At 57.6% G+C, this 16,014-nt stretch carries 17 protein-coding genes and 1 tRNA gene; 13 read left to right on the forward strand and 5 right to left on the reverse strand.

Translation table 11 applies throughout. The features are described from left to right. Window positions 1-26: 26 nt before the first annotated feature. The 5 genes from murI to hemA are packed head-to-tail and all read right to left on the reverse strand — an operon-like array spanning window position 27 to window position 4,762. A complete protein-coding gene (murI, locus tag JH25_RS16360; protein ID WP_032877999.1) occupies window positions 27-821 on the reverse strand; it encodes a glutamate racemase in 795 nt (264 codons plus the stop codon). Then, window positions 814-1,569: a molybdopterin-synthase adenylyltransferase MoeB gene (locus tag JH25_RS16355; protein ID WP_032878000.1), complete on the reverse strand. Its 756-nt coding sequence runs from the start codon at window positions 1,567-1,569 to the stop codon at window positions 814-816. Before JH25_RS16355 ends, murI begins: the two co-directional genes overlap by 8 nt. Further along, window positions 1,563-2,393, reverse strand: coding sequence for a peptide chain release factor N(5)-glutamine methyltransferase (gene prmC, locus JH25_RS16350; RefSeq protein ID WP_032878001.1), 831 nt, complete (start codon window positions 2,391-2,393; stop codon window positions 1,563-1,565). Before prmC ends, JH25_RS16355 begins: the two co-directional genes overlap by 7 nt. Then, entirely contained in the window at window positions 2,394-3,476 is a 1,083-nt protein-coding gene (gene prfA / locus JH25_RS16345; RefSeq protein WP_032878002.1) for a peptide chain release factor 1, read from the reverse strand. Further along, the gene (hemA, locus tag JH25_RS16340; RefSeq protein WP_032878003.1) at window positions 3,473-4,762 is read right to left on the reverse strand and encodes a glutamyl-tRNA reductase; all 1,290 of its coding nucleotides are present in this window, start codon (window positions 4,760-4,762) and stop codon (window positions 3,473-3,475) included. The genes prfA and hemA overlap by 4 nt, the downstream gene beginning before the upstream one ends. Before the next feature lie 182 nt (window positions 4,763-4,944). Between hemA and JH25_RS16335 the strand changes: the two genes are divergently transcribed. The 13 genes from JH25_RS16335 to sctL all read left to right on the forward strand — a co-directional run bounded on the left by JH25_RS16335 (window position 4,945) and on the right by sctL (window position 16,004). After that, a complete protein-coding gene (locus JH25_RS16335; RefSeq protein ID WP_032878004.1) occupies window positions 4,945-6,669 on the forward strand; it encodes a tetratricopeptide repeat protein in 1,725 nt (574 codons plus the stop codon). 4 nt (window positions 6,670-6,673) lie between these two features. Then, window positions 6,674-7,291: a lipoprotein insertase outer membrane protein LolB gene (lolB, locus tag JH25_RS16330; protein WP_032878005.1), complete on the forward strand. Its 618-nt coding sequence runs from the start codon at window positions 6,674-6,676 to the stop codon at window positions 7,289-7,291. A 1-nt stretch (window position 7,292) separates the two neighbouring features. After that, a complete protein-coding gene (gene ispE / locus JH25_RS16325; RefSeq protein WP_032878006.1) occupies window positions 7,293-8,141 on the forward strand; it encodes a 4-(cytidine 5'-diphospho)-2-C-methyl-D-erythritol kinase in 849 nt (282 codons plus the stop codon). A 37-nt stretch (window positions 8,142-8,178) separates the two neighbouring features. Beyond that, window positions 8,179-8,253: transfer RNA gene (locus JH25_RS16320), tRNA-Gln, on the forward strand. 46 nt (window positions 8,254-8,299) lie between these two features. Continuing rightward, entirely contained in the window at window positions 8,300-9,241 is a 942-nt protein-coding gene (locus tag JH25_RS16315; RefSeq protein WP_003208392.1) for a ribose-phosphate pyrophosphokinase, read from the forward strand. Window positions 9,242-9,379: 138 nt separating this feature from the next. Next, window positions 9,380-9,985 carry a 50S ribosomal protein L25/general stress protein Ctc gene (locus JH25_RS16310; protein ID WP_005784612.1) on the forward strand — a complete coding sequence of 202 codons (606 nt, stop codon included), beginning with the start codon at window positions 9,380-9,382 and terminating at the stop codon, window positions 9,983-9,985. 167 nt (window positions 9,986-10,152) lie between these two features. Continuing rightward, window positions 10,153-10,737 carry an aminoacyl-tRNA hydrolase gene (gene pth / locus JH25_RS16305; RefSeq protein ID WP_005784610.1) on the forward strand — a complete coding sequence of 195 codons (585 nt, stop codon included), beginning with the start codon at window positions 10,153-10,155 and terminating at the stop codon, window positions 10,735-10,737. 22 nt (window positions 10,738-10,759) lie between these two features. Then, window positions 10,760-11,860 (forward strand): redox-regulated ATPase YchF, encoded by a 1,101-nt coding sequence (gene ychF, locus JH25_RS16300; protein ID WP_005784608.1) that lies wholly within the window; start codon window positions 10,760-10,762, stop codon window positions 11,858-11,860. A 322-nt stretch (window positions 11,861-12,182) separates the two neighbouring features. Beyond that, window positions 12,183-13,106 (forward strand): sigma 54-interacting transcriptional regulator, encoded by a 924-nt coding sequence (locus JH25_RS16295; protein WP_032878007.1) that lies wholly within the window; start codon window positions 12,183-12,185, stop codon window positions 13,104-13,106. Between the two features lie 557 nt (window positions 13,107-13,663). Then, window positions 13,664-14,035, forward strand: a complete 372-nt coding sequence (locus JH25_RS16290) for a hypothetical protein (RefSeq protein WP_032878008.1) — start codon at window positions 13,664-13,666, stop codon at window positions 14,033-14,035. Window positions 14,036-14,037: 2 nt separating this feature from the next. After that, the gene (sctJ, locus tag JH25_RS16285) at window positions 14,038-14,838 is read left to right on the forward strand and encodes a type III secretion system inner membrane ring lipoprotein SctJ (RefSeq protein ID WP_032878009.1); all 801 of its coding nucleotides are present in this window, start codon (window positions 14,038-14,040) and stop codon (window positions 14,836-14,838) included. Window positions 14,839-14,851: 13 nt separating this feature from the next. Further along, window positions 14,852-15,433 (forward strand): type III secretion protein, encoded by a 582-nt coding sequence (locus JH25_RS16280; RefSeq protein WP_228309320.1) that lies wholly within the window; start codon window positions 14,852-14,854, stop codon window positions 15,431-15,433. Beyond that, window positions 15,411-16,004 carry a type III secretion system stator protein SctL gene (sctL, locus tag JH25_RS16275; protein WP_032878011.1) on the forward strand — a complete coding sequence of 198 codons (594 nt, stop codon included), beginning with the start codon at window positions 15,411-15,413 and terminating at the stop codon, window positions 16,002-16,004. The genes JH25_RS16280 and sctL overlap by 23 nt, the downstream gene beginning before the upstream one ends. Window positions 16,005-16,014 lie beyond the last annotated feature (10 nt).

Genomic DNA, 16,014 nt, shown 5'->3' on the forward strand with positions numbered 1-16,014 from the left:
TTTATCAGCACCATTTCACGAAATTTTCACGAGCCAAAGCTTCGCACAACTCCGGGATGTTTCCAAAGTGTCGGTAGGATATTTCTTAGGTGGGTCAGATCGCCGCTGGTCCAGAACTGTGCAGTGTCGGGATTGCCAGCTGCCAGCAGGTCGCGCTCATCCAGCAAACGCTTGAGCTGGCGCGCCACGGCGGCGCCGGTGTCGATCAGGATAATGCTGGGGGGCAGCATCTGCGCCAGGAGCGGCTTGAGGAAGGGATAGTGGGTGCAACCCAGGATGATGGTGTCGCAACCGGCGCTGAGCAGTGGCTCGATATAGCCCTGCAACAGTATGTGCAAAGCCGGGCTGTTCAGGTCGCCGGCTTCAATCAGCTCCACCAGGCCCGGACAGGGTTGGGTCACCACTCGTACATCAGTGGCGAAGCGGTCGAGCAAGGCTGCGAATTTGGCGCTTTGCAGCGTGCCGGTGGTGGCCAGCACACCCACCACGCCGCTGCGGGTAGCGGCAGCAGCGGGCTTGACCGCAGGCTCCATGCCGACCAGCGGCCAATCAGGGTAGTCCTGACGCAAATCGGCAACGGCGGCGACCGTTGCGGTGTTACACGCGATAACAAATGCCTTGGCACCGCGCTCGCGGAAAAACTCGGCGACGGTTCGAGAACGCTCAAGGATGAAAGTGGGCGTTTTCTCACCATAGGGGATATGCCCGCAGTCGGCCACATACAGCAGCGATTCATGGGGCAATAACTGCTGGATTTCTTCCAGCACCGTCAGGCCGCCGACGCCGGAGTCGAACACACCGATGGGCGCGCCCTTAACCATGCCGGGTTCCACACACGCTGCAACCCGGGTCGCGCTTGACGCGCAATTCGCGAAAACGCGTGGTCAAGGCGTCGATCAGCAACAGGCGCCCCACCAGCGGCTCACCGAAACCTGCCAGCAGCTTCAAGGCTTCCAGCGCTTGCAGGCTACCGACCAGCCCCACCAACGGCCCGACCACACCTGCTTCGCTGCAGGTCAGTTCGGTGTCGCTGCCGTGCCCGTATAAACAGTGATAGCACGGGCTGTCGGCGCGACGCGGGTCGAACACCGACAATTGCCCCTCAAGGCGAATGGCCGCGCCACTGATCAATGGCTTGCCCGCGACGACGCAGGCCGCATTCACCGCTTCGCGGGTAGAGAAGTTGTCGCTGCAATCGAGCACCACATCCACCGCGCCGATTGCAGAGACCAGCGAGTCAGCATCCAGCGCCACGCGATGGGCGGTCAGGGTGATTTCAGGGTTGAGCGCGTTCAGGCGACGCATGGCCGAATCAACCTTGGTCTGCCCTACGCTGTGGGTGTCATGGATGATCTGACGTTGCAGGTTGGTCAAATCGACCGTGTCAAAATCCGCCAGGTGCAGCTCACCTACACCGGCAGCGGCGAGGTAGAGCGCAACCGGAGCGCCCAGGCCACCGAGGCCGACGATCAACGCGCGGCTCTGTTTCAGGCGCAACTGCCCTTCGATGTCGACATGCTGCAACAGAATCTGCCGGCTATAACGCAACAGCTCCTGATCGGTCAGCACGGTCGGTGCCCCAGGGTGATGCGTTCGTGACCGCCAAGATCGATACGACTGTGTACGCCTTCAAAGCCTTGGCTCAGCAACAAGTCACGCACAGCCAAGGCCTGGTCGTAGCCGTGCTCAAGCAACAGCCAGCCACCGGCATTCAGATGGGCCGGTGATTGATCGATGATCAGGCGCAAATCGTCCAGGCCATCAGGCCCGGCCACCAGGGCGCTCGCCGGCTCAAACCGCACGTCCCCCGCCACCAGGTGCGGATCGTTGTCAGCAATGTAGGGCGGATTACTGATGATCAAGTCGAAGCGATCGCCTTGCAGGGCGCTGAACCAATGGCTGTTCAGCACCGTGGCGTTATTGAGGTGCAGGCGCTGGCGGTTGCGCTCGGCCAGGGCCACCGCTTCGAGCACGCGATCAACGGCGGTGACTTGCCAGGCCGGGCGTTCGCTGGCTAACGCCAAGGCAATGGCGCCACTGCCGGTGCCCAGGTCCAAGACTTTGGCCAGGGTAGCAGGCAGCAGTTCCAGAGCGGCTTCCACCAGCAATTCGGTTTCCGGACGCGGGATCAGCGTGTGCGGTGCGACCTCCAGATCCAGCTTCCAGAAGCCTTGCTGGCCGAGGATATAAGCCACCGGCTCGCCGCTGCGGCGGCGCTGCAGGTAACCGGCAAAGGTCAGGGCGTCTTCGCTGCTGACGATCTTTTCCGGCCAGGTGTGCAGGTAGCTGCGGGACTTGCCCAGGGCGGCGGCCAGCAGCAGTTCCACATCCAGGCGCGCAGTGGGCGAATCGGGCAGGTCGGCCGCGCGCAGCAGGCTGGCTATGATGGTCATTTATTCACCTATCGCGGCCAGTTGATCCGCCTGATATTCGGCGAGCAACGGCTCGATCACCGCATCCACGCCACCAGCGAGAATCTCGTCCAGGGAATAAAGGGTGAGATTGACACGATGGTCGGTTACCCGGCCTTGGGCAAAGTTGTAGGTTCGGATGCGCTCGGAGCGATCGCCCGAGCCCACCAGCAGCTTACGCTCGCTGGCAATCGCGTTGGCGGCGGCGCTGGTTTGCTGGTCGTTCAATTTGGCCGACAGCCAGGACATGGCCCGCGCCCGGTTCTTGTGCTGGGAACGCTCTTCCTGGCATTCCACCACGATGCCCGACGGCAAGTGGGTAATCCGAATCGCCGAGTCGGTCTTGTTGACGTGCTGGCCACCGGCGCCCGACGAGCGGTAGGTGTCGACACGCAAGTCCGCGGGGTTGATCTCGATGGCTTCCTGCTCGTCCGGCTCAGGCAACACCGCCACGGTGCACGCCGAGGTATGGATACGGCCCTGGGACTCAGTCGCAGGGACACGCTGCACACGGTGGGCGCCGGATTCGAACTTCAGCTTGCCGTAGACGTTGTCACCTTCTACCCGAGCAATGACTTCTTTATAGCCACCGTGTTCACCTTCGTTCTCGGACAGGATCTCGACCCGCCAGCCGCGTCGTTCGGCGTAGCGCGAATACATGCGGAACAGGTCGCCGGAGAAAATCGCCGCCTCGTCGCCACCGGTACCGGCGCGGATCTCCAAGAACACGTTACGGCCGTCATTAGGGTCCTTGGGCAGCAACATGCGTTGCAGGTCGCCTTCCAGTTCGGCGAGTTTTTCCTTGGCCTCGCGGACTTCTTCCACGGCCATTTCACGCATGTCCGGGTCATTGTCCTTGAGCAGCGCCTGAGCGCCTTCGAGGTCAGCCTGCACTTTGGTGAGATGTTTGTAGGTGGCTACAATCGGCTCAACTTCGGCGTACTCCTTGGAATAAGCGCGAAACTTGGCCTGATCAGAAATGACCTCGCCGTCGCCGAGCAAGGCGGTCAGTTCTTCGAAACGGTCCTGGAGCACGTCCAGTTTATTGAGCAGTGAAGCTTTCATTGCGGTTTTTTATCCGAAGAGCTGTCTGACGCGCCCTCACCGAGGGCAAAGAGTTCCTGAGCCATGGCCAGCGCATCGAGGCGGCCTTCGGCGGTAAGCTTTTTCAACTGAACGCTGGGTGCATGGAGCAGTTTGTTGGTCAGGCCACGGGCCAATTGCATCAGCACCTCTTCGGCGCTGCTGCCGTTGGCGAGCAGGCGCTGGGCCTTGAGCAACTCTTCATCACGCAGGCGTTCGCCCTGCTGACGATACGCCTTGAGCACATCCACCGCCGCCAATTCACGCAGGCGCACCATGAAATCTTCAGCACCGGTGCTGACCATCTCCTCAGCGGCCTGGGCGGCACCCTGGCGGCTCTTAAGGTTCTCGGCGACCACTTCATGCAGATCGTCGACGCTATAGAGGTAAACGTCGTCCAACTCGCCGACTTCGGGTTCGATATCCCGGGGAACGGCGATATCCACCATGAAGATCGGCTTGTGCTTGCGCAGTTTCAACGCGCTCTCGACCGCACCTTTGCCGAGGATCGGCAACTGACTGGCGGTGGAGCTGATAACGATATCACTGCGTACCAGTTCAGCCGGAATGTCTGACAACAGCACGGCATGGGCACCGAACTGTTCGGCGAGGATACTCGCCCGTTCGAGCGTGCGGTTGGCGACAACGATGCGCTTCACGCCTAAATCGTGCAGGTGCCGGGCTACCAGGGTAATGGTTTCACCGGCACCTATCAGCAGCGCCTGGCTGCGCTGCAAGTCGCTGAAAATCTGCTTGGCCAGGCTGACAGCGGCAAAGGCCACCGACACCGGGTTTTCGCCGATAGCCGTGTCGGTACGCACCTGCTTGGCCGAATTGAAGGTGGCCTGGAACAGGCGCCCCAGCAGCGGGCCGACCGTGCCGGCCTCACGCGCTACGGCATAGGCAGACTTCATCTGGCCAAGAATTTGCGGTTCGCCCAACACCAGCGAGTCGAGACCGGCCGCCACACGCATCATGTGACGAACTGCCGCATCCTCTTCATGCACATAGGCACTGGCGCGCAGGTCATCGAGGCTCAAATGGTGATAATCGGCCAGCCAGCGCAGTACCACATCCGCTGAAAGATGTTCCTGCTCTATATAGAGCTCGCTGCGATTGCAGGTCGAAAGGATCGCAGCTTCGCGGCTGTCGGTGAGCCGGCAGAGCTGCTGCAAGGCCTCAACCAACTGCTCTGGCGTAAACGCCACGCGCTCGCGCACGTCTACGGAGGCAGTCTTGTGGTTAATACCGAGTGCGAGGAAGGCCATTCAATATCGCTGATGATGTCGGGAAGCCGACAATTGTCCTACTTCGAAAGATCCAGAACAACCACCGTCGTCTATTGTCCTAATGCGTTATGCCTATAAAGGCCTCCACTGAGACTCGGTTATGTTTGGCCGAAGGCTTGTGTCATGATGATCCGACCGCAGGTTAGTCGTCCTCTTCCTATATGAATAGATCTTCCGCGTTGCTCCTTGCTTTTGTCTTTCTCAGCGGCTGCCAGGCCATGGCACCCGTGTCGCCGGAGGCTACGCCGCCGGTAGAAGACACCTCCCCCGCCCCTGAAAAGCCCAAGGTTTATTCCTCGTTCAGTGAAGAAACGATCTACAGCCTGCTGACCGCGGAACTGGCCGGCCAGCGTAATCGTTTCGATATTGCGCTGGATAATTACGTGACCCAGGCCATCAACACCCAGGACCCGGGCATTTCCGAGCGGGCGTTTCGCATCGCCGAATACCTGGGCGCCGACCAGGCTGCGCTGGATACGTCGCTGATCTGGGCAAAAAATGCCCCCGATGATCTGGAAGCCCAGCGCGCCGCCGCCGTGCAACTGGCGCGCGCGGGCCGCTATGACGACTCTATGGTCTATATGGAGAAAGTCCTGCAGGGCAAGGGCGACACGCATTTCGACTTCCTGGCACTGTCGGCCGCCGACACCGATCAGGACACCCGCAATGGCCTGATGAAGAGCTTCGACCGCCTGCTGCAAAAGCATCCGAAGAACAGCCAGTTGATTTTCGGCAAAGCCTTGCTGTTGCAACAGGATGACGAAGCCGACGCCGCACTCAAATTGCTTGAGCAGAACCCGCCGGAAGACGGCGAGATCGCGCCGATCCTGCTGCGAGCACGCCTGCTGCAGAACCTCAACCGCGGCAAGGAAGCGATTCCTCTGCTGGAAAAAAGCATCAAGAAATACCCGGACGACAAGCGCCTGCGCCTGACTTATGCGCGAATGCTGGTTGAGCAGGACCGCATGGAAGACGCCAAAGTGCAGTTCGCCAACCTGGTCCAGCAATACCCCGACGACGACGAACTGCGCTATTCGCTGGCCCTGGTGTGCCTGGAAGCCAAAGCCTGGGATGAGGCCAAGGGCTACCTGGAACAGTTGATTGAACGTGACAGCCATGTCGACTCGGCGCACCTGAACCTGGGCCGCATCGCTGAAGAACGCAACGACCCGCAGGCCGCCCTGCTCGAGTACGCCCAGGTCGGCCCCGGCAATGACTACCTGCCCGCCCAGTTGCGCCAGGCCGACATCCTGATGAGCAATGGCCGTACCGACGAAGCGGAAAAACGCCTGGCGGCGGCCCGCGATGCCGAGCCGGACTACGCCATCCAGCTGTACTTGATCCAGGCCGAGACCTTATCGGCCAACAAGCAGGGCGAACGCGCCTGGAAGCTGCTGCAACAAGCTTTGTTGCAGTATCCCGACGATTTGAACCTGCTGTACACCCGCGCCATGCAGGCAGAAAAACGCGATGACCTGGCCCAACTGGAAAAGGACCTGCGCCTGATCATCAAGCGCGACCCGGATAACGCCATGGCACTCAACGCCTTGGGTTATACCTTGTCCGACCGCACCACGCGTTACGCCGAAGCCAAGGTACTGATCGAACAGGCCCATGCGCTCAACCCTGAAGACCCGGCTGTACTCGACAGCCTGGGTTGGGTGAATTACCGCCTGGGCAACCTCGACGAGGCCGAGCGCTTGCTGCGCCAGGCACTGGAGCGGTTTCCCGATCAAGAAGTTGCCGCGCACCTGGGCGAAGTGCTCTGGGCCAAGGGCAAGCAACGCGAAGCACGACAAATCTGGGAAAAATTCCTCAAGGAACAACCCGAAAGCCCAATCCTGCGCGGCACCATCAAGCGCCTGACCGGATCCGAGACCCTTTAAGCTTATGTTCTTGCGCCACATTATCGTTTTCAGTTTTATCGCCCTGCTCGCCGGTTGCGCGGGCGTAGGCACCCGTGAATCCGTTGAAGGCCAGGGCAACCCGGCGCAATGGCAACAACACAAGGATCAGCTCAGCAGCATCGACGGCTGGCAGATCGAGGGCAAGGTCGGGGTTCGCGCGCCGAAAGATTCCGGCAGCGGCACCCTGTTCTGGCTGCAACGCCAGGATTATTACGACATTCGCCTCTCGGGCCCGCTGGGCCGGGGGGCGGCTCGCCTGACGGGCCGGCCGGGGCAGGTGAGCCTGGAAGTGGCCAACCAGGGCCGCTATGAGGCGACCTCCCCGGAGGAACTGCTGGAGCAGCAGATCGGCTGGAAGCTGCCTGTCTCGCATTTGGTCTGGTGGGTGCGCGGTCTTCCGGCGCCCGAGAGCAAAAGTCGCCTGAGCCTCAATGGCGACAGTCGCCTTGCCTCCCTGGAGCAGGACGGCTGGCAGGTGGAGTACCTGAGCTACGTGCAACAGAACGGCTATTGGCTGCCCGAGCGCATCAAGCTGCACGGCACCGACCTTGATGTCACGCTGGTGATCAAGGACTGGCAACCGCGCAAGTTGGGGCAATAACGTGACAGAACGCCTGACCCTGCCCTCGCCTGCGAAACTCAATCTGATGCTGCATATTCTTGGTCGCCGTGAAGATGGCTATCACGAGCTGCAGACCCTCTTTCAGTTCCTCGACTATGGCGATGAGCTGACCTTCGCCGTACGCGACGATGGCGTGATCCAGCTGCACACCGAATTCGAAGGCGTGCCCCACGACAGCAATCTGATCGTGAAGGCGGCGAAAAAACTTCAGCAACAATCCGGCTGCCCGCTCGGGATAGATATCTGGATCGACAAAATCCTGCCCATGGGCGGAGGTATCGGGGGCGGGAGCTCGAATGCTGCAACGACGTTGCTGGGGCTGAACCACTTGTGGCAACTGGGCTGGGACCACGATCGCCTGGCTGTGCTGGGCCTGACGCTGGGCGCGGACGTCCCGGTTTTCGTGCGCGGCCACGCCGCGTTTGCTGAGGGCGTAGGGGAGAAACTTACCCCTGTAGAGCCCGAAGAACCCTGGTATGTCGTGCTTGTGCCGCAAGTATCTGTAAGTACAGCAGAAATTTTTTCAGATCCGTTGTTGACACGTAACTCTTCTCCCATTAAAGTGCGCCCCGTTCCCAAGGGAAACAGTCGAAATGACTGCTTACCGGTTGTAGCAAGGCGTTATCCAGAGGTACGTAACGCTTTGAATTTGTTAGGTAAATTTACCGAAGCAAAATTAACCGGAACTGGAAGTTGTGTGTTTGGGGGCTTCCCAAGCAAAGCTGAAGCTGATAAAGTCTCGGCCCTTCTTACAGAGACCCTTACAGGGTTTGTAGCAAAGGGAAGCAACGTTTCGATGTTGCATCGCAAGCTGCAAAGTCTGCTCTAAAAGGAATCGAGTGTTAGGCACTCGTTGCAACAGATACAGGGGCGTCGCCAAGCGGTAAGGCAGCAGGTTTTGATCCTGCCATGCGTTGGTTCGAATCCAGCCGCCCCTGCCATTTTCTAATACTCATCCAGGTTACCCTCAGCCTCTAGGTACTGCGCGTGTCCAAGATGATGGTCTTTACGGGGAATGCCAACCCCGATCTGGCTCGACGTGTCGTACGTCAGCTGCATATCCCTCTCGGTGACATCTCTGTCGGTAAGTTTTCCGACGGCGAAATTACAGCCGAGATCAATGAAAATGTCCGCGGTAAAGACGTCTTCATTATTCAGCCGACCTGCGCTCCGACCAACGATAACCTGATGGAACTCGTCGTGATGGCTGATGCCTTCCGCCGCTCCTCAGCGACTCGAATCACAGCTGTAATCCCTTACTTTGGTTATGCCCGTCAGGATCGCCGTCCGCGTTCCGCACGTGTGGCTATCAGCGCGAAAGTCGTTGCTGACATGCTGACCGTGGTAGGCATCGACCGTGTTCTCACGGTTGACCTGCACGCTGACCAAATCCAGGGTTTCTTCGATATTCCGGTAGATAACATCTACGGCTCCCCCGTTCTGGTGGATGACATCGAAGACCAGCGCTTTGAAAACCTGATGATCGTGTCCCCGGACATTGGTGGCGTCGTGCGTGCACGGGCCGTTGCCAAATCCCTGGGCGTGGACCTCGGGATCATCGATAAACGCCGTGAAAAAGCCAATCACTCTGAAGTGATGCATATCATCGGTGATGTCGAAGGGCGTACCTGTATTCTGGTTGATGACATGGTCGACACCGCCGGCACCCTGTGCCACGCGGCGAAAGCCCTGAAAGAGCACGGTGCTGCAAAAGTCTTCGCCTACTGCACACACCCTGTGCTGTCGGGCCGAGCGATCGAGAACATCGAGAACTCCATGCTGGACGAACTGGTGGTGACTAACACCATCCCGTTGTCCGCTGCTGCTCAAGCCTGTTCGCGTATCCGTCAACTGGATATCGCACCGGTAGTTGCCGAAGCGGTTCGCCGCATCAGCAATGAAGAATCGATCAGCGCGATGTTCCGTTAAGGGTCAAACCTTCGGAGCACCTCACTGACGAAAAGCGCCCCGCCCCAACATACTGTTGGGGCGGGGCTTTTTTGCCCATATCGCCTTTAGCGCTGGTCGCAAACGCTGGGGCGAATGTGGTTATTTTGGAGATACAACATGAACGATTTTACTCTGAATGCTGAAGTGCGTTCCGACCTGGGGAAAGGTGCGAGCCGCCGCCTGCGTCGTCTCGCAAGCCTGGTTCCAGCTGTAGTTTACGGTGGCGACAAAGCCCCTGAATCCATCAGCATGCTGGCCAAAGAAGTTGCCAAACTGCTCGAAAACGACGCTGCCTACAGCCACGTTATCGAACTGAACGTTGGCGGCAAAAAGCAGAACGTTATCATCAAGGCCCTGCAGCGCCACCCTTCCAAGGGCCACGTACTGCACGCTGACTTCGTACGCGTCGTAGCTGGTCAGAAACTGACCGCTATCGTGCCTGTGCACTTTGTTGGCGAAGAAGCTCCAGTCAAGAAAGGTGGCGTTGTTTCTCACACCACTACCGAGCTGGAAGTAAGCTGCCTGCCGAAAGACCTGCCTGAGTTCATCGAAGTCGACCTGTCGGCTGCTGAAATCGGCACCATCATCCACCTGTCCGACCTCAAGGCCCCTAAAGGCGTTGAGTTCGTTGCACTGGCTCACAACGACGACAAGGCTGTTGCCAACGTCCACGCGCCACGTGTTGTAGCAGAAGATGAAGCCGGCGAAACCGCTGCCGAGTAATACACTCTGCAACGAAGGAGCTTGAGGGAACATCGCGGACCGAAACGTAGCGAGAAAGCGGGCAACAACGCGAAGTTTATCTCTGGATAAGTGAGCTCCTGTCGTCCACTTTCGCCGCACGCTGGTGTAGCGATGTTATCCACAACTCCAAAGGAAGGGCCCCTGTCGTGACTGCCATTAAACTGATCGTTGGCCTGGGAAATCCAGGCGCCGAATACGAACAGACCCGGCATAACGCGGGGGCCCTTTTTGTTGAGCGCATCGCCCACGCCCAAGGCATCAACCTTGTGGCCGATCGCAAATATTTCGGCCTGACCGGGCGCTTTTCGCACCAGGGTCAGGATATTCGTCTACTGATTCCCACCACCTACATGAACCGCAGCGGCCAGGCCGTCGCGGCGCTTGCGGGCTTCTTCCGGATCAAACCCGAAGAAATCCTGGTGGCCCATGACGAACTGGACCTGCCACCCGGCGTTGCCAAGCTCAAGCAAGGCGGCGGACACGGCGGGCACAATGGCCTGCGCGACATCATCGCGCAGCTGGGCAATCAGAATACCTTTTACCGTCTGCGGCTCGGCATTGGCCACCCAGGCGTTGCCAGTATGGTTTCAAATTTCGTCCTGGGTCGTGCGCCACGCGCCGAACAGGAAAAACTCGATGCCAGCATCGATTTTGCCCTCGGCGTGCTGCCGGATATCTTCGCCGGTGAATGGAACCGCGCGATGAAAAACCTGCACAGCCAGAAGGCCTGACTTTTACCCGAGGGGAAACACCATGGGATTCAATTGCGGCATCGTCGGCCTGCCCAACGTCGGCAAATCCACCCTGTTCAACGCCCTGACCAAGTCCGGTATTGCGGCGGAGAACTTCCCCTTCTGCACCATCGAACCCAACAGCGGCATCGTGCCGATGCCGGACCCACGCCTGGAGGCACTGGCAGCGATCGTCAACCCCAAGCGCATCCTGCCGACCACCATGGAATTCGTCGACATCGCGGGCCTGGTCGCTGGCGCATCCAAAGGCGAAGGCCTGGGCAACAAGTTCCTGGCCAACATCCGTGAAACCGATGCCATTGCCCATGTGGTCCGCTGCTTTGAAGACGAGAACGTGATCCACGTCTCCAACAGCGTCGACCCCAAGCGCGACATCGAAATCATTGACCTGGAACTGATCTTCGCCGACCTCGACAGCTGCGAAAAGCAACTGCAGAAAGTCGCGCGTAACGCCAAAGGCGGAGACAAGGACGCAGTGGTCCAGAAAGGCCTGCTGGAGCAGTTGATCGCTCACTTCACCGAAGGCAAGCCGGCACGCAGCCTGATGAAGAGCATGGGCACCGATGAGAAGGCTGTGATCAAGGGCTTCCACCTGCTGACCACCAAGCCTGTGATGTACATCGCCAACGTCGCCGAAGACGGCTTCGAGAACAACCCGCTGCTCGACGTGGTCAAGGCCATTGCCGAGGAAGAAGGCGCCATTGTTGTTCCGGTATGCAACAAGATCGAAGCTGAAATCGCCGAGCTCGATGACGGCGAAGAAAAAGATATGTTTCTTGAGGCCCTGGGCCTTGAAGAGCCTGGCCTGAACCGTGTGATCCGCGCCGGCTACGAGATGCTCAACCTGCAGACCTACTTCACCGCCGGTGTCGAAGAAGTTCGCGCCTGGACCGTCAAGGTTGGCGCTACCGCGCCACAAGCTGCCGGCGTGATCCACACCGACTTCGAAAAGGGCTTCATCCGCGCCGAAGTGATCGCCTACAACGACTTCATTCAGTACAAGGGTGAAGCCGGCACCAAGGAAGCCGGTAAATGGCGCCTGGAAGGCAAGGAATACGTCGTCAAGGATGGCGATGTAATGCACTTCCGTTTTAACGTGTAAGTACAACCCGCGGTATTGACTGCGGGACCAGAAAAAGCCGATGCATTGCATCGGCTTTTTTGTGGGCGAGCGCTTATGAAAAAAGACTGTATCCCCAAAAAAAACAGACTCTCAGAATATTCCTACTTACCAATCGACCGATTAACCCCGCACTTATTCCTGCGTCCAACAAGCCTTAACTTACCATCATTTTCCTACATCACTCCTCCGCTTAAACCTCTCTACACCGAGTGACAACTTTTATAATCTACGCTCTACTGAAATGGCGCTTGCACACCGTATTTGCAACAGTGAAGTAATAGCGAACAGGGAGTATCAATTCATGTCGACCTACGTCCAGAAGGATAATAAAACAGACGTTTCACTCATCGAAGGTCCGGAAATTGAAACCACGCTTAACAACACTGCCGCGCTCAACGTTGACATTCTGTTGCTGGGAGAAACCGGCACCGGAAAAGACACTCTTGCACAGCGGATTCATCGTTTATCGGGGCGACGCGGTAATTTTGTTGCCGTGAACTGTGCGGCAATCCCAGAAAGCCTCGCGGAAAGCCAGTTGTTCGGTGTCAACAGCGGGGCTTATACCGGGGCAATACAATCAAGGGCTGGATTCGTCGAAGCAGCCCACCTGGGTACCCTATACCTGGATGAGATCGACAGCATGCCCCTGAATCTGCAAGCCAAGCTCCTGCGCGTGCTGGAGTGCCGTGGGGTGGAACGCCTGGGCTCGACTCGGCTGATCTCCGTGGACATGCGCGTCATCGCATCAGCCCAGCAGTCGCTGCAAATCATGGTCGAACAAGGCGCCTTCAGGCGTGACCTCTACTTTCGTTTGAATGTGGTCAACATCGAGCTCCCCGCCCTGCGAGATCGGCGCGAACGCATCATCCCGTTGTTTCTGGAAATGGTTCAGGAAGAAGCGGAGCAGTTCAAATGCAGTGCCCCATCGCCTCCTGACAGCCTGCTGCATCAACTGCTCTGTCACTCCTGGCTGGGTAATGTGCGCGAACTACGTTCGACGGCGAAACGGTTCGTCTTGGGCCTCCCGCCGCTCTCAACTCCCGCATGCAGACAGCAACCACTTCAGACGGACCTGAAGACACGCCTCCAACAAATTGAAAAAGCATTGATTGAAGAATCCATGTACCGCCACCACCACTGTGTAGATACCGTAGCAATTGAACTGGGGGTCGCTAAGCGCACGCTGTATTACAGGATGAAACACTTGAAGATATCACTGGCATAAGCTCAATCATTCCTCTCACAGCTAACAAGTAGGCCATAAAAACCCTGTATCGCCAAAGACCTGATCAAACAACCACTCAAGAAAACAATTAGTTACATCGCGACCTGGAAACATCTGGAACGCATTACTAATACGGGCCACACAGTTGTTGCCAGAAGCAAATCTCTGTAACACGTAGATGCTGCCGTGATTTGACCGATGGAAAAATAAAGACCCAAAAAACCCATAGTAGGATTTCTATATGAATGTTGGCGCAGGAAGTGGTACAGGCTCTATACCGCAGACATATTCAGGGAGTATGGATGGAGTTGGAGGCGCGAACGAGGGCTCAGCCGAAGCTATCTTCGAGAAAATGAAGGCTGATGCAATAAAAAATGGCTGGAAGAGTGCTGAAGTAAAAAATATTCAAGCACTGATCCGGTCGGGCTCAGGCCAATAATCGCGAGGTGATCGATTACCTTTCAGGCTTTGCAGCCCGAAAGGTAATCATCCAACCGGCCCGACAGACCATTTTAGTGCTCTAGAGCCGCTGTCCACCCTGAATGAGTAGACACTCCATGCAAATAATAAACGACCGCTTTTCACAGAAAAGCAGCAATACCGAACACGACCGTAAGCCACAGGAACAATCGGCAGGCGGTACGGACGTCAGTTTTTTCACGTCACTGTTCGAAGGTTCCCATCCCACAAGCACAATCTCTGCCAAGCCTGAAGGCTCACTCCTTTTGACAGAAGCATCAAAGCACCTGAGCAACTCAAGAGATGGCTTCGCAAAAATAATCCGCTCAACCAAAAAGGGGATTGATGTTGAGGCCATAGGAAATTACCCACGCGAGTTACATAACGCGCAACTTACAACACAATTGATGGTGAAATGTCTTGCCAAGACAACGCAGTGCATTGACAAGATCAGCAACATGCAGTCTTGAGCATGAATAACTCTCTGCTTGTCGCTTTAGTTTTGAGTATGACTTTTATATTGAGCGGATGTGGTGACCGGGTAGAACTGCATCGCCAACTGTCCGAACAAGAAGCCAATGAGGTTGTAGCCGAATTGGCTGATAAACATATTCGTGCGCAAAAGGTACCGGCCAAAGACGGGGTCGTCGTAACGGTTAATACAAGCGACATCGGGCGCGCCGTACGTACCTTGGAAGCCGCCGGCCTTCCCCGGCTCGCCCGGACCACTATGGGGGATACCTTTCGCAAGGAAGGGGTAATTTCCACCCCTCTGGAAGAGCGTGCCCGCTACATCTATGCCTTATCTCAAGAGCTTGAAACCACGTTATCCAAGATCGACGGTGTGATCGTCGCACGTGTGCATGTGGTATTGCCTGAACGCATAGCGCCAGGAGAGCCGGTCCAACCCGCATCCGCTTCCGTATTCATCAAGCATGATCCACGCCTGGACCCCGACAACATTCGCGCGCGGGTCCGCAGAATGGTGGCGAGCAGTATCCCTGGGATGACCACCGCAGTGGATAACCCGCAAAAACTCACCGTGGTGTTTGTACCGGCCTCCACTTATCAGGAACAACAACGCCTGGTGTATTTCGGCCCCTTCCTGGTGCCCGGCGACGATCTCGGATTCTGGCGATCCAGCATCATGATCTTGCTGCTCGGTCTGGCTTCGGCCGTGGCAGCCATGATCTTCCTGCAAGCGCGGCGCAAGCGTCCTCATCTGGAGCCCGCGCTTACAGGAAACTCAACGGGGCCAACGCATGGCACCTAGACCCGATCATCTGATGCGTGAGCAACTGGCCTGGGCTCAATGGTGGGCTTTTCCCTGGAAACAGGCCCACGAAGACTGGAGAGGCGACAAGTATCGTGCGATTGAAAGGCTTTTTTATAGCGGTCGGTCAGCGCCAGAAGACCTTACGGGTTTTGTCGCCTGCTTGCCGGCTGCACCTCATGCCACTGTGCTTCGGTTGGCCCTGGCCTCCACGGACCAACTCAACCTGGCGCTGGCATTGGCCAACCACACGTTCAATCCCCAGGCAGCATCACCCTTGAGTGAAGATCATCATGAGTGGTGCATGCGCCTCTCCATGGCGCTGCACCCTTCCATGCTGCCCCCACATTCCGATCCGCTGCGACTACTTCATAGCTGGGTTGAGCCCGCTACCTGGCAGCGCCTTCGATTGCGTTTCCCCCGTACACGTGTGAGCGAGGCTGAAACAGCAGACGCCCCACTCGAAAGTGCGAGCAGCCGATTGAACACCCTCTGGCAGGCCGTCGTCTGGCGCGTCGCAAGCATGGCGAGCGACAACATGCCCCTGTCTCGCAAGGATGAGGAAAGCAGCGATGTTATGCCGACATACTATTGAGTTACGCAAGGACGCGTCCGGCACGCGAGCCAACCTTATCCCGCGCGAAGAGCTAGCCAATTGGGAGCAGGCCAACCATCTCTTGAGCCACGCCAATGCCCAGGCCGACGAATTGATACGTATGACCGAAAAAAAATGCGAGGCCATGCTTGAACAAGCCTCACTGGAAATCTGGCAACGCGCCGATGCTCAACTCAAACAATGGGAACGCGACCGTCAATCGATGTGCGATAACCTTGAACACTACGCGACCGCCATCACCAACCAAGCCATTCGCTGTCTGCTCGACGAGACAACTGCCCCGCAACGGCTCGCAGCGCTGTTGAAACAATTGCTGGATAGCCAAGTTCAGGAAGTCAGTGCGACGTTGCTCTGTCATCCCCATGATCTTGAGGAGATAAGACAGGGCCTTGCCCGTCACAAGAGCAGATTCTGGAAGTTAAACGCCGACGACACGGTTCATCCTCAAACACTCGTATTGAAAACAGATGAGGGGGACTTCCGTATCAGCTGGAATGCCATGCTCGACACTTTTTTCAACCAGGGCAAAGAGTACTCGATCGAGATCTAATCCTACGAGC

This window comes from Pseudomonas sp. BRG-100, from assembly GCF_000737955.1.
Classification (GTDB): domain Bacteria; phylum Pseudomonadota; class Gammaproteobacteria; order Pseudomonadales; family Pseudomonadaceae; genus Aquipseudomonas; species Aquipseudomonas synxantha_A.